This window comes from Winogradskyella poriferorum (genome assembly GCF_036553625.1).
Lineage (GTDB): Bacteria > Bacteroidota > Bacteroidia > Flavobacteriales > Flavobacteriaceae > Winogradskyella > Winogradskyella poriferorum.
On record NZ_JAZHOU010000001.1, the window covers coordinates 1,074,970 to 1,088,559 of the forward strand.

A 13,590-nucleotide genomic window follows, 5' to 3' on the forward strand; every position below is an offset into this window, starting at 1 on the left:
CAGGACTTGTAAAGATATTTAAATCATTGAAATAGCCATGCTCCATCATCAAAACTCGTTTAAAAACTAAAATCATGGATATTCCTTGTTAAATATAACAACTCAAAAAAAGTGAAAACAGTATTTAACATAGCATTATAAATAAAACTAATACAAGTGATTTTATTCTATTACGAAAGGGTTGTATTTTTGTTATAAGAAAAAGTGAATATGAAAAAAGGAGTTTTACTAGTTAATTTAGGTTCGCCAGATAGTCCTAATCCAAAAGATGTAAAAAAGTATTTGGATGAATTCTTAATGGATGAACGCGTTATAGATCTTCCACTTTGGGCACGTACATTATTGGTAAAAGGAATCATCTTAAATACCAGACCAAAGGCTTCGGCTAAAGCATATCAAAAAATTTGGTGGGAAGAAGGTTCGCCATTAATTGTGTTGTCTGAAAGACTTCAGGAAAAAGTACAGAATAAGGTAGACTATCCAGTTGCTTTGGCCATGCGTTACGGAAGTATGAGTATTAAAAAAGGACTGCAAGAACTGGTTGATAAAGGTTGTACCGAAGTAAAGACAATCCCACTATATCCACAATTTGCTATGGCAACTACTGAAACGATTGACGTAAAGGTAGACGAGTTGGTTGCAGAGCACTTTTCGCAATTAAAAATAACCAGAACTCCTGCATTTTATCATAGAGAAGATTACAAAGAAGCTTTAGCGCAAAGTATTGCCGAAAAACTAGACGGTTTAGATTACGAACACATATTATTCAGTTATCATGGTGTGCCAGAGCGCCACATAAGAAAAAGCGATATTACCAATGGCAACTGCAAAATGAATGGTAAATGTTGTTTTAAAATGGGTAGCCCTCAACATGAGTTTTGTTACCGTCATCAATGCGAAATTACAACAGTAAATGTGGCCAAAAAATTAAAACTTAAAAATGGAACGTATTCTACAACCTTTCAATCTCGATTAGGTTTCGATCCATGGTTAAAACCATATACTGATAGAACCATTGAGCGAATGGGAAAAGAAGGTGTTAAAAAAATGGCCATTGTAACTCCAGCCTTTGTTAGTGACTGTTTAGAAACTTTAGAAGAAATCGCCATGGAAGGTGAGGAAATCTTCCACGAAGTAGGCGGAAAGGAGTTTACGGTAATTCCTTGTCTTAATGACAGAGATGATTTTGCACAAGTATTAACTAATATGATTGAAGAATGGGCAACATCTGAAACTTTAGCAGTGTAATAAATGGCTAAAGTGTCCTCACAAGATTTAGGGAGTCAACCAATAGGTAAATTGCTGGTAAAGCAAGCTGTACCAGCCTCTATCGGAATTTTGGTAATGTCACTCAACATTCTTGTAGATACTATTTTTGTTGGTAATTGGATTGGGCCTAATGCTATTGCTGCGATAAATGTGGTTTTGCCAGTGTCGTTTTTTATTGCGGCTTTGGGTATGGCTATTGGTATTGGTGGTTCTTCAATTATTTCTAGAGCACTTGGAGCAAATAACAGAGAAAAAGCACTAACTACATTTGGAAATCAAATAACCTTAACGCTCTTATTTACAATTTCATTTGTTATTCCAGGGTTGTATTTTGTAGATTCTATAATACCAGCATTTGGTGGTAAAGGAGCTATTTTTGATCCTGCTCGGATTTACTATATCATCGTATTGTATGGTGTGCCTTTTTTGGCGCTTTGTATGATGGGAAACACCGTAATACGAGCAGAAGGAAAGCCTAAGTTTGCTATGTATGCCATGATGATTCCATCTATTGGCAATTTACTTTTGGATTATATCTTCATAAAAGTTTTGGGCTATGGTATGCATGGTGCGGCATGGGCAACAACAGGCTCATACATGCTGTGTTTGGCGTTTATAACTTGGTATTTTTTATCTAAAAATTCAGAGCTGAGAATAACAGATTGTTTTTACAAGTTAAACTTTCCAATTATAAGAGAGATAGGAAGTTTAGGTTTTGTAACCTTAGCTAGACAAGCCATAGTGAGCGTTACTTATTTATTAATGAATAATATTTTATTCAATTTGGGAGGTGAGACTTCTGTAACAGCATACGCAATTGTAGGTAGAATGCTCATGTTTGCATTATTTCCAGTTTATGGAATCACACAAGGGTTTTTACCAATTGCAGGCTATAATTATGGAGCAGAACAATATAAGCGTGTACGAGAATCTATTCTTACAGCCATTAAGTACGGAGTCGCTTTAGCAGCCATCATATTTGTTTTTTTAATGTTGTTTCCAGATACTATAACTCAACTTTTTACACAAGATACAGAAGTATTAAAAGAAACTCCACCAGCCATGCGATGGGTATTTGCAGCAACACCAATCATTGGTGTTCAGCTTATTGGCGCAGCATATTTTCAGGCTATAGGTAAAGCAACACCAGCTTTATTACTTACATTACTTCGCCAAGGAATTTTCTTTATACCTTTAATTTTTATTCTACCAAGATTCTATGGTGAACTTGGTGTTTGGATGTCTTTTCCAATTTCAGACGTTTTAGCAACCATAGTTACCGTTTACTTTTTACACAGAGAAGTAAAGTTAAAGTTAATACCGAAGGAAGTATAATAATTTTAAATCCGTAATTTTAGTGTTCTTTAACCAACTACTAATTTTTATGCGATTTTCACCTTATTTGTTAGCTGTTTTAATAGCATGTTTTAGCTTAAATCTTCAATCACAAGACTTTCAAGAATCCGATTATGGAGCCTTAGAATACAGATTGCTCGGACCCTTTAGAGGTGGAAGAAGTGCTGCTGTTACAGGAGTGCCAAATCAACCTAACTTATATTATTTTGGAGCTACTGGTGGAGGTATTTGGAAAACTACAAGCGGAGGTCGTGCCTGGGAAAACATATCAGACGGATATTTTGGAGGAAGCATTGGAGCCATAGCTGTTTCTAAGAGCGACCCAAATGTTATTTACGTTGGTGGTGGAGAAAAAACAGTAAGAGGTAATGTGTCTTCTGGTTATGGTATTTGGAAAAGTGTAGATGCTGGTAAAACATGGAAAGCATCTGGTTTGTCTAAAAGTAGACATGTACCTCGTATAGTAATTCATCCTACCAATCACAATATTGTTTATGCTGGTGTTTTAGGTAATATTTACAAACCAACGCAAGAGCGTGGAGTTTATAAAAGTACAGATGGCGGAAAAACATGGGAAAAAACCTTGTTTTCAAATGAACATGCTGGTGTTGTAGATCTAATCATGGATCCTACAAATCCTAGGATTTTGTATGCTTCAACTTGGCGCGTACAACGAACACCTTACAGTTTAAGTTCTGGTGGTGAAGGTTCAGCTTTGTGGAAAAGTACAGACAGTGGAGAAACTTGGACAGAAATATCGGTTAATAAAGGTTTTCCTGAAGGCATTTTGGGTATTATAGGTATAACAGTTTCGCCAATAAATAACCAACGCCTTTGGGCGATTGTTGAAAATAAAGACCAAGGTGGTTTATATCGCAGTGATGATGGTGGTGAAACATGGACACAAGTTAATGATGAAAGAAAACTACGTCAGCGCGCTTGGTATTACACCAGAGTCTATGCAGATACCAAAGATGTAAATACAGTTTATGTGCTTAACGTGCGCTATCATAAAAGTACTGATGGCGGCAAAAATTTTAACACCTATAACGCACCACACGGAGATCATCACGATCTATGGATTGCTCCAGAAAATCCAGACCGAATGATTATTGGTGACGATGGAGGAGCACAAGTTACTTACGATGGTGGTGAAACCTGGAGTACCTATCACAATCAACCAACATCACAGTTTTACAGAGTAACAACAGATAATGCCTTTCCGTATCGTATATATGTGGCTCAGCAGGATAATTCTACAATAAGAATTCCGCATCGTACCGATGGTTATGCTATTACGGAAGACGATTGGGAAAGTACAGCGGGTGGAGAATCTGCACACATTGCTGTAGATCCTGAGGATAACGATATTGTCTATGGAGGAAGTTACGATGGATTCTTAACAAGAGTGAATCATAAAACAGGAACTGTAAGAGCGATTAATGTCTGGCCAGACAACCCAATGGGTCATGGTGCAGAAGGCATGAAGTATCGTTTTCAATGGAATTTTCCGATTATTTTTTCTAAGCATAATCCAAACCGACTGTATACCTTTTCTCAGCACGTTCATGTTACAGAAAATGAAGGACAATCTTGGGATATCGTTAGTCCAGATTTAACTCGAAACGATCCGGAAAAATTAAAATCTTCAGGAGGACCAATAACACAAGACAATACTTCAGTAGAATATTACTGTACTATTTTTGCAGCACAAGAATCCCCTTTAAAAGAAGGTTTACTTTGGGTTGGTAGTGACGATGGTTTAATTCATGTTACTAAAGATGGTGGTAAAACCTGGGACAATGTCACACCTAAAGGTATGCCAGATTGGATGATGATTAATAGTATAGAGCCAAGTGCTTTTGATGAAGGTACTTGCTATGTCGCTGGTACAAAATACAAAACAGGTGATTTTGCACCTTATCTATACAAAACCACAGACTACGGAAAAACCTGGAAAAAAATCACTAATGGTATTAACGGAGAGCATTTTACGAGAGTTTTAAGAGAAGATCCAAAACGTAAAGGGTTACTGTATGCAGGTACCGAAACAGGAATGTATATTTCGTTTAACGATGGTAAAGACTGGAAGCCATTTCAATTGAATTTACCAATAGTGCCAATAACCGATTTAACCATAAAAGACAATAACTTAATAGTGGCGACTCAAGGTAGAAGTCTTTGGATGATAGATGATTTAACCGTAATTCATCAATTATACGATGCAGATTTAAGTAAAACAGTTTTATTTCAACCAAAAGACACTTACAGAATGCGAGGTGGAGGAAGAAGTGGTAGTTTAACGTCTGGTGCTAATCATCCAAATGGTGTTATCACGTATTTCAATTTAAAAGATTATAAGGAAGACGATGAAGTATCTCTAACCTATTTCGATACAAAAGGAGACACTATTAAAACATTTTCAACCAAAGACAAAAAGAATATGCTTAAAGTTGAAAATGGAGCAAATCAGTTTGTTTGGGATATGACCTATGATGGAGCAGAACGTTTACCAGGTATGATATTGTGGTGGGCAAGTTTAGAAGGACCAAGAGCAATTCCTGGTGAGTATAAAGTGAGTTTAAATGTCAATGGAAATGAGCAATCAAAGCCATTTACGATTCTTGCAGATCCAAGGGCAGAAAGCACGCTTGCTGATATGGAAAAACAGTTTCAGTTTGTAAAAGATGTTAACGAAACTATGGACAAAGCACATAAATCTATCAAAAAAATTAGAAATATTAATGGTCAGTTAAGTGCATTTCAAAAACAATACAAAGACGATGAAAATGTGAAAGATCTGGTGGAAAAAGCCAAAGCTTTAGAAGAGCAACTTTCAAACATTGAAAAGGAATTATACCAAACTAAAAATAGAAGTGGTCAAGATCCTTTGAATTTTCCGATTAAGTTGACCAATAAATTAGGGCATCTCAATGCTTTGGTAAGCATGGGAGATTTTGCGCCAACCGACCAAGACGTTGCTGTTAAAAATGAATTGACTTCAAAAATTGAAGCCCAATTGTCTCAGTTTAACACAATTCTTAATGACGAAATTAAAGCATTTAATGCAGCCTTTAATTCTAAACAGTTGAATTATTTGTTTGTTGAGGATTAAGTCTAAATTTGTCATGCTGAATTTATTTTCAGCATCTAATAAAAAAATAAGATAGACCTTGAAACGAGTTCAGGGTGACAAAATAAATCTATGGAATACTACAATTACATAAAATCACTACATCTCATTTTTGTTATCACTTGGTTTGCAGGTTTGTTTTACATTCCGAGATTGTTTGTATATCAAATAGAAGCGTTTCATAAACCATCACCAGAAAAGGAAATTCTAGGAAAGCAGCTAAAGCTTATGGCGAAGCGCTTGTGGTTTATTATTACTTGGCCATCAGCAATTCTTGCAACGTTATTTGCGATTTGGCTAATGATTTTAATGCCTAGTTGGTTTCAGCAAGGATGGATGCATGTAAAATTAGCCTTTGTAGTTTTACTATTTATTTACCACTTCAAAACTCATATTTACTATAAGCAACTTCAAAATGATGAAGTAAAAGTAACTTCAAATTTTATGAGAATATGGAATGAGGGAGCAACCTTTATTCTTTTTGCAGTAGTCTTTTTGGTTATTTTAAAAAGTACCATTAATTGGATTTTTGGTGTTGTTGGTATCGTAGTTCTTGGGATACTTATAATGTTAGGGTTTAAACTTTATAAACGCATACGCGAAAAAAATCCAGATGTCTAATTGGCTTGATTATTGCTATATTTAGTCCATTAATAAGCTGATGAAGATTAAAAAACTCTCTTTAAGATCTCGAATATTTATTGCTATGATACTTCTGGTATTATTAGCATCTGTATTAATTGCGGCAGTTACAATATATCAGTACAACGAAGAGGCTAGAGATTACCATAGAGAGCGATTAGAGCGTAAAGAAAAGGCTATTAGGAAGAGTATAGAATTTATTGTACAAGAGACTACTTATCCTGTTACTACAGAAAATATTCCATTAATTTTTAAGGATGCTATTTTTGATATTGACGCCATACATAGCTTACAAGTAAATTTGTACAATTTAGATGGTCAATTACTTAAAAGTTCTAAGCGCACCATTCAAAGAGATACTACAGAACAGTGTTTAGATGCAGATGTTCTTAATGCATTATCTAACACAGCAGAGCATCGTTATGTTCTTAAAAAAGAAAAAAACGGACAAATATTTCAATCTTCTTACTCTTACATCACAGATGGTAAGTTTAAAAATTTAGCTATACTCAATCTGCCGTATTTAGAAAATGATGATTTTTTGAATAAAGAGCTCAATGAGTTTTTAATGCGTCTAGGCTACGCCTATTTAGCAATGATATTAGCAGCTATTGTATTTGCTTATTTTATCTCAAAATATATAACAAAATCACTTAAAACAATAAGTGATAAGATGAATGAAACAAGACTCGAAAAGCGAAATAAAAAAATAAAAGTTGAAGCTACTAGCGAAGAGATAGAAACACTTGTAAACTCTTATAATAGTATGATAGATGAGCTTGAGGCAAGTGCTGTGAAACTGGCTACAAGCGAACGTGAGCAAGCTTGGAGAGAAATGGCAAAACAAGTAGCGCACGAAATTAAAAATCCACTAACACCAATGCGGTTGAGTGTACAGAGCTTTCAGCGTAAATTTGACCCAAGCGATGAGAATATTCATCAAAAAGTAGATGAGTACAGTAATACGTTAATTCAACAGATAGATACTATGAGCTCTATAGCATCTGCATTTTCAAACTTTGCCAAAATGCCAGCTCAAAAATCTGAAAATCTCGATGTTGTTCATATTGTAAAACTGGCATTAGACATTTTTAATGAAGATTATATTTCTTTTGAAGCTAAAGAAGATGAGATTATAGCTAAGTTTGATCGTACACAGCTTATTAGGGTTGTGACTAATTTGGTTAAAAACTCAATACAGGCCATACCTGAAGAAAAAGAAAATCCAAGTATAAAAGTTATAGTATTTTCTGAAGGGTCTGAAGTAAAAGTCACTGTAGAAGATAATGGTAATGGTATTGCAGAAGAAACAAAATCAAAAATATTTGAGCCTAAATTTACCACAAAGTCAAGTGGTATGGGATTAGGACTGGCAATGGTAAAAAATATTGTGGAAACCTTCAAAGGAAGTATTACCTTTACATCACAAGAAGGAAAAGGTACGACGTTTACTGTGGCGTTTCCTAAAGAATGACCTTATCATCCTGAATATCTTCAGGTTTTTACATATTAAATCAATAAAATATTATGTCTTATAACAATATACTTACAGACTATCAAAACGGAACAACAATCATCACTATTAATAGACCTAAAAAGCTTAATGCGTTAAATAAAGAGACAATACAAGAACTGCACGATGCTTTTGACGAGGCTAATAAAGACAAAAACACCAAGGTTATTATTGTTACCGGAAGTGGAGAAAAAGCATTTGTAGCAGGAGCAGATATTAGTGAATTCGCGGATTTTAATGTAGAAGAAGGTGGGAAATTAGCAGCACAAGGTCAGAAACTTCTATTCGATTTTGTAGAAAATTTAAGTACTCCTGTTATTGCAGCCGTTAATGGGTTTGCACTTGGAGGCGGTTTAGAATTAGCAATGGCTTGTCACTTTAGGGTTGCAAGTACCAATGCCAGAATGGGCTTACCAGAAACATCATTGGGAGTAATACCTGGTTATGGTGGTACGCAACGTTTATCTCAGTTAGTAGGTAAGGGTAGAGCTATGGAAATGATTATGACAGCTGGCATGATAGATGCTAATCAGGCTTTGAGTTACGGTTTGGTAAACCATGTTGTAGAGCAAGAAGGACTGATAGAGTTTTGCCAAGGTATTGCAGGTAAAATAATGCGTAATTCATCAGTTGCAATTTCAGAGGCTATTAAAGCTGTGAATGCCAATTACAAAGATGGTGTTAATGGTTATGATGTAGAAATAAAAGCCTTCGGAGACTGTTTTGGTACAGAAGATTTTACAGAGGGTACAACAGCATTCTTAGAAAAGCGCAAAGCTGATTTTCCTGGGAAATAAATAAAACTCTTTTTTTTAAAACAGACTTTTTTTAAGAGATTCTGTTATCGTTAATACTACATTCTGTAGCCACTATCCTGTGTCTTTCATTTTACTTTTACAATATGAAAAGGAAAGATGTGATTAAAGGTAGAGGTGCCCAACGAAACATCCATAACCGTTTTTTTGAGTTATCTCACGAAATGCGTGATGATTTCTTAGAATATTGCCATAAAGAAGGCGAGGTTGTAGATAAGAATAAGACACAATATCTTAATGTATTTCCTAAAACCATAGTCAACAAAGTAGAGAGCCCAGATGTAGGTATGGCATATTCTATGAATATGTATCAAGGTTGCGAGCATGGATGTATTTATTGTTACGCTCGCAATAGTCATGAGTTTTGGGGTTTTAGTGCAGGTTTAGATTTTGAACGTAAAATTTTAGTAAAAAAAGACGCGCCAAAACTCTTGGAAAATCTCCTAAAAAAGAAAAGCTGGAAAGCACATACCATAGTCATGTCTGGTAATACGGATTGTTACCAGCCAGCAGAGCAGAAGTTTCAATTAACTAAACAGTGCTTAGAGGTGTTTTTAAAATACAAACATCCTGTAGGGATTATTACAAAAAATGCGCTAATATTAAGAGATATTGAGATTCTAAGAGCACTAGCAAAAGACAATTTAATTGCAGTAAATATCTCTATAACATCGCTATCTGAAGACACAAGACGCATTTTAGAGCCAAGAACCGCAACTATAAAAAGAAGACTTCAAACCATTAAAGAACTGAGTGATAACGGTATTCCTGTAAATGTAATGTTAGCTCCAATAATCCCTTCTATTAATAGTCATGAAATTTTACCAATGGCTAAGGCTGTGTCTGAATCTGGAGCTTTAAGTATTGCACATACAGTTGTTAGACTAAATGGAGCTATTGGTGAAATTTTTACAGACTGGATTAAAAAAAAGATGCCAGATAGAGCAGATAAAGTCTTACATCAAATTAAAAACTGTCATGGAGGAACCCTAAACGAGAGTAGATACGGTGTAAGAATGAAAGGAGAAGGGAAAATGGCAAAACAAATTAGTGATTTGATGGCTTTGGCAAGGTTAAAATACTTTAGAGGGAAGACTATGCCTAAGCTCAATACCAGTTTGCACCAGCAGTACAAGGATGGTCAAATGAAACTATTCTAAAAAACAAAAGTGGGCATAAAGCCCACTTCCGAAGTAAAAAAATAACTAATATATAAACAATCAAAATTTATATCCTAAAATTCTTAGTGTATACTCTGCCATTAGATTTAATAACAGCTGTATACTCACCTTTAACGGTTTTATCTAATTTATAAACTCTGTTTAAGACATCTTTACCTTCAACATTTTCACTATGTATTAGCTCATCTTCAAAGTAAAGTTCTACGTCCATGTTATTGGTGTCAAGACCAATTTTTGAAACGATAACAACTCCCTCTTCGGCTCTTACAACAGGTTTATAAATTTTTGTCTGGGTGTCATTTAAGATTTTAACACTCTTGTTAGTTACTTGTAAATCAACAACTTCAATTTCAAAATCTTTACTGATTTCTACAGTATATATTCCATTGCTTAGTTGACTAAAATCAAAAAGTCTAACTAGATTTCCATCATGCTTAATACGACCACTAAAAATAACTTCACCCGAATCATTAGTTACAGAAAGATTATGCCCTTCATTTACAAATTTAAATGTTGGTAAATCCTTTAAGGTCTCGCTTGCATAGCTTGTGTATGTTCCCAACATCACTGCTACTACCAAAATACTTTTAATTAATGTTTTCATCTTTTTCCTTTTTTAAGGTTAAACTGAATTAACACTACAAATGTATTATGATAGGAGGTAGCTGAAAACAACAATTTTGGCATATTTATATGTAAAATTAACCCAAAATAAAATTTTAAAGAGGTATGTGGTTAAAATAGTATATAATAGTGGTAATTTTATATATGTTTGATTTTTTTAATACAGTAACTTTGTACTAAAATATTAGCAGTGAGTACAAGAAAACCTATACTAGAAAAAATTAGCCCAGAATTTGGGAGCTCTATGAAAGTTATTAAGCATGGAGCATATGTAGGTGAAAAGAAACCATTTTGGCATTTTCATCCAGAGATTGAATTGGTTTATGTTAATAAAGGAAAGGGAAAGCGACATATAGGTAATCATTTATCTTACTTTAATAACAGTCAACTCTTACTTATTGGATCTAATTTACCTCATAATGGTTTTACAGACAGACTTACTGTATATGGAACAGAAACTATTGTTCAGTTTAAACCAGAGTTTTTAGGTAAGCATTTTTTTGATATTCCGGAGATGGAAAAAATTAATAGTTTATTTGAACGAGCAAAGAGTGGAATACTTTTCGGTATTCCTACTAAACAAAAGCTTGGTAAAAAAATTGAAAAGCTATCTGAAAAAGAAGGATTCAAAAAAATACTTGTTCTTCTTGAAATTTTACACAGTTTAGCTAAGGCAGAAGATTATACGATTCTAAATGCAGATGGTTATAGGTTTGAAACAGAACCACAAGACAGCGCAAAAATTGACACAATTTTTAAACACATAAACGAAAATTTTAAAGAACACATAAGTCTAGATGAAATAGCAGATAAGGTGAGTATGACGGTTCCTGCTTTTTGTAGATATTTCAAAAAAGTAACAGGAAAAACATTTACCAAACTTGTAAATGAATATAGAGTTGTACATGCAACTAAACTACTTACAGAAAGTCAAATGAGTATAACAGATATTAGTTTTGAGTGTGGCTTTAATAACTTCTCACATTTCAATAAATTGTTTAAAGAATTTACAGGTAAAAGCGCTTCAAAATATAGAAGTGAAGTAAAATTAATGGTTCAGTAATAGGTTTTATTTTTCACCTTCCCACTCTGCATAAAACTGTTTTAGATAATCTTCCATAAACTTATGCCTGTTTAAGGCTATACGTTTTCCTGTTTTTGTGTTCATCTGGTCTTTAAGAAGAAGAAGTTTTTCGTAAAAGTGGTTTATAGTTGGTGCTTCGGATGCTTTATATTCGTCTTTAGTCATATTAAGATTTGGTGAAATATCAGGATTATACAGAGCTCTGTTTTTAAATCCACCATAATTAAAACAGCGTGCAATACCTATAGCTCCAATGGCGTCTAACCTGTCTGCATCTTGTACGACTTCCATTTCTTTGGAGGTAAAGGACGTATTTAAATCAAACGAATTTTTAAAAGACATGTTTTCGATAATTTGAGTTACATGCTCAATAATAACACTGTCTACATTTATACTTAATAAAAATTCACTTGCCTTTCTTGGGCCAATGGATTCGTCTCCATTATTAAATTTAGGATCTGCTATATCATGAAGTAAAGCGGCTAGTTTTACTACCAGAAGGTCAACATTTTCATTTTTTGCAATTAATCTGGCATTATTATATACTCTTAAGATGTGAAACCAATCGTGTCCACCTTCAGCATATTTAAGCTCATTTTTTACAAAGAGTTTCGTTGATGCTATTATGTTATTTTTATTCACTATCAATACTGCTTATAACTTGGGCTTCAACAATACGAATTAACTCAAGCTTATCTTCGTATTGCTTAGCCTGTATTGGTTTATGAACTAAAAAAGAAATATTTGCGCCTAAACCCATTGGAAATTTCCCATATTTAAGTGTTTTCCAAGAATTGTTAATGGTAACGGGTACAATTAAAGCATTTGGAGCATGCTTTATCATTGTTAGTAAGCCTTTTGTTTTAAACTTTTTTGGTTTACCATCTCGGCTTCTTGTACCTTCAGGAAAAATAACAGCAGCCCATTTATTTTTTTCAATGCGTTGAGCAAAATCCTCAATAGCTTTTATAGAGCCTAATGCGTCTTTTCTATTTATAAGTACAGAACCTCCATGTCTTAAATTGTAAGATACGCTCGGTATGCCCTTGCCAAGTTCTTTTTTACTAATAAATTTCACATGATGTTTTCGCATATACCAAATTAATGGTGGTATATCATACATGCTTTGGTGATTGGCTACAATAATTAGCGGAGTATCCTTTTCTACAGTATAAGGGTTAGTAAAATAAAATGTGGTGCCTAGTACATTAAGACTTCGCATTATAAAAAACTGAAGCCAATCTACACTAATTTTATGAGCTTGGTATCCGAACACATTTTTGCAAAACCATTGTATAGGATGAAATATTACCAAGGTTAATCCAAAGCAAATAAAATATAAAATAGTAAGAGGGTACGCCAAAATTTTTTGCATAACACAAAAGTAAATCAATGCCTATTAAGCACAAAAAAACCACGAAACTATTCGTGGTTTTTGTTATAAAGTGTTTTGTTTATTAACAATGCTCATTGTAAGCATCCATAAGGTTTTCTGCTATTAATTCCGCAGGTCTTCCTTCAATATGGTGACGCTCTAGCATGTGTACCAATTCACCATCTTTGAATAATGCCATACTTGGTGAGCTCGGTGGAAAAGGTATCATGTACTCTCTAGCTTTGTTAGTTGCTTCTTTATCAACACCGGCAAAAACAGTCACTAAATTATCAGGACGTTTTGCATTTTCTAGGCTCATACGAGCACCTGGTCTTGCATTAGCAGCAGCACATCCACAAACCGAATTAACAACCACTAATGTTGTACCTTCTTTTGCTATGGCTTGGTCTACGGCTTCTGTTGTATGTAATTCTTCAAAACCTACGTTTGTTAAATCTTCACGCATTGGTTTTACTAATTCTGCTGGATACATATCTTATTCTTTTTAATTATCAATTTTAAAGTGCAAAGATACCAAATGTGTAACAATTAATAGAAGTAATACACTAACTAATAGTATATTTATGCATTCATAAAA

Annotated in this window: 12 protein-coding genes; 8 read left to right on the forward strand and 4 right to left on the reverse strand. The window is 34.1% G+C overall.

Annotated elements, in window-relative coordinates; translation table 11 throughout:
- Positions 1 to 210: 210 nt before the first annotated feature.
- The 7 genes from hemH (at position 211) to V1468_RS04860 (ending at position 9,888) form a co-directional block, all read left to right on the forward strand.
- Complete coding sequence (gene hemH, locus V1468_RS04830; RefSeq protein WP_331809105.1) at positions 211 to 1,248, forward strand: ferrochelatase; 1,038 nt, start codon at positions 211 to 213, stop codon at positions 1,246 to 1,248.
- A 3-nt stretch (positions 1,249 to 1,251) separates the two neighbouring features.
- Positions 1,252 to 2,604, forward strand: a complete 1,353-nt coding sequence (locus tag V1468_RS04835) for an MATE family efflux transporter (protein ID WP_331809106.1) — start codon at positions 1,252 to 1,254, stop codon at positions 2,602 to 2,604.
- Positions 2,605 to 2,653: 49 nt separating this feature from the next.
- Entirely contained in the window at positions 2,654 to 5,740 is a 3,087-nt protein-coding gene (locus V1468_RS04840; protein ID WP_331809107.1) for a VPS10 domain-containing protein, read from the forward strand.
- Positions 5,741 to 5,830: 90 nt separating this feature from the next.
- The gene (locus tag V1468_RS04845) at positions 5,831 to 6,379 is read left to right on the forward strand and encodes a CopD family protein (RefSeq protein WP_331809108.1); all 549 of its coding nucleotides are present in this window, start codon (positions 5,831 to 5,833) and stop codon (positions 6,377 to 6,379) included.
- A 40-nt stretch (positions 6,380 to 6,419) separates the two neighbouring features.
- A complete protein-coding gene (locus V1468_RS04850; RefSeq protein WP_331809109.1) occupies positions 6,420 to 7,874 on the forward strand; it encodes a sensor histidine kinase in 1,455 nt (484 codons plus the stop codon).
- Positions 7,875 to 7,927: 53 nt separating this feature from the next.
- The gene (locus V1468_RS04855; protein ID WP_331809110.1) at positions 7,928 to 8,710 is read left to right on the forward strand and encodes an enoyl-CoA hydratase/isomerase family protein; all 783 of its coding nucleotides are present in this window, start codon (positions 7,928 to 7,930) and stop codon (positions 8,708 to 8,710) included.
- A 104-nt stretch (positions 8,711 to 8,814) separates the two neighbouring features.
- The gene (locus V1468_RS04860) at positions 8,815 to 9,888 is read left to right on the forward strand and encodes a PA0069 family radical SAM protein (protein WP_331809111.1); all 1,074 of its coding nucleotides are present in this window, start codon (positions 8,815 to 8,817) and stop codon (positions 9,886 to 9,888) included.
- Positions 9,889 to 9,955: 67 nt separating this feature from the next.
- Here the strand turns inward: V1468_RS04860 and V1468_RS04865 are convergent, their stop codons facing one another.
- Positions 9,956 to 10,513 carry a hypothetical protein gene (locus V1468_RS04865; RefSeq protein WP_331809112.1) on the reverse strand — a complete coding sequence of 186 codons (558 nt, stop codon included), beginning with the start codon at positions 10,511 to 10,513 and terminating at the stop codon, positions 9,956 to 9,958.
- Between the two features lie 264 nt (positions 10,514 to 10,777).
- On the opposite strand from V1468_RS04865, the gene V1468_RS04870 reads away from it, so the two are divergent.
- The gene (locus tag V1468_RS04870; protein ID WP_408647355.1) at positions 10,778 to 11,596 is read left to right on the forward strand and encodes an AraC family transcriptional regulator; all 819 of its coding nucleotides are present in this window, start codon (positions 10,778 to 10,780) and stop codon (positions 11,594 to 11,596) included.
- 6 nt (positions 11,597 to 11,602) lie between these two features.
- Here V1468_RS04870 and V1468_RS04875 read toward each other — a convergent pair whose 3' ends face one another.
- From V1468_RS04875 to V1468_RS04885, 3 genes are all read right to left on the reverse strand, one after another.
- Positions 11,603 to 12,259 carry an HD domain-containing protein gene (locus tag V1468_RS04875; RefSeq protein WP_331809114.1) on the reverse strand — a complete coding sequence of 219 codons (657 nt, stop codon included), beginning with the start codon at positions 12,257 to 12,259 and terminating at the stop codon, positions 11,603 to 11,605.
- A complete protein-coding gene (locus V1468_RS04880) occupies positions 12,252 to 12,992 on the reverse strand; it encodes a lysophospholipid acyltransferase family protein (RefSeq protein WP_299095863.1) in 741 nt (246 codons plus the stop codon). Before V1468_RS04880 ends, V1468_RS04875 begins: the two co-directional genes overlap by 8 nt.
- 82 nt (positions 12,993 to 13,074) lie before the next feature.
- Positions 13,075 to 13,485, reverse strand: coding sequence for a BrxA/BrxB family bacilliredoxin (locus tag V1468_RS04885; RefSeq protein WP_138432420.1), 411 nt, complete (start codon positions 13,483 to 13,485; stop codon positions 13,075 to 13,077).
- Positions 13,486 to 13,590: the final 105 nt, after the last annotated feature.

Coding starts and splice junctions, on each gene's coding strand:
- V1468_RS04835 (WP_331809106.1), top strand. CDS start 1,252: ATGGCTAAAGTGTCCTCACAAGATTTAGGGAGTCAACCAATAGGTAAA.
- V1468_RS04870 (WP_408647355.1), top strand. CDS start 10,778: ATGAAAGTTATTAAGCATGGAGCATATGTAGGTGAAAAGAAACCATTT.
- hemH (WP_331809105.1), top strand. CDS start 211: ATGAAAAAAGGAGTTTTACTAGTTAATTTAGGTTCGCCAGATAGTCCT.
- V1468_RS04845 (WP_331809108.1), top strand. CDS start 5,831: ATGGAATACTACAATTACATAAAATCACTACATCTCATTTTTGTTATC.
- V1468_RS04865 (WP_331809112.1), bottom strand. CDS start 10,513: ATGAAAACATTAATTAAAAGTATTTTGGTAGTAGCAGTGATGTTGGGA.
- V1468_RS04850 (WP_331809109.1), top strand. CDS start 6,420: ATGAAGATTAAAAAACTCTCTTTAAGATCTCGAATATTTATTGCTATG.
- V1468_RS04840 (WP_331809107.1), top strand. CDS start 2,654: ATGCGATTTTCACCTTATTTGTTAGCTGTTTTAATAGCATGTTTTAGC.
- V1468_RS04880 (WP_299095863.1), bottom strand. CDS start 12,992: ATGCAAAAAATTTTGGCGTACCCTCTTACTATTTTATATTTTATTTGC.
- V1468_RS04860 (WP_331809111.1), top strand. CDS start 8,815: ATGAAAAGGAAAGATGTGATTAAAGGTAGAGGTGCCCAACGAAACATC.
- V1468_RS04885 (WP_138432420.1), bottom strand. CDS start 13,485: ATGTATCCAGCAGAATTAGTAAAACCAATGCGTGAAGATTTAACAAAC.
- V1468_RS04855 (WP_331809110.1), top strand. CDS start 7,928: ATGTCTTATAACAATATACTTACAGACTATCAAAACGGAACAACAATC.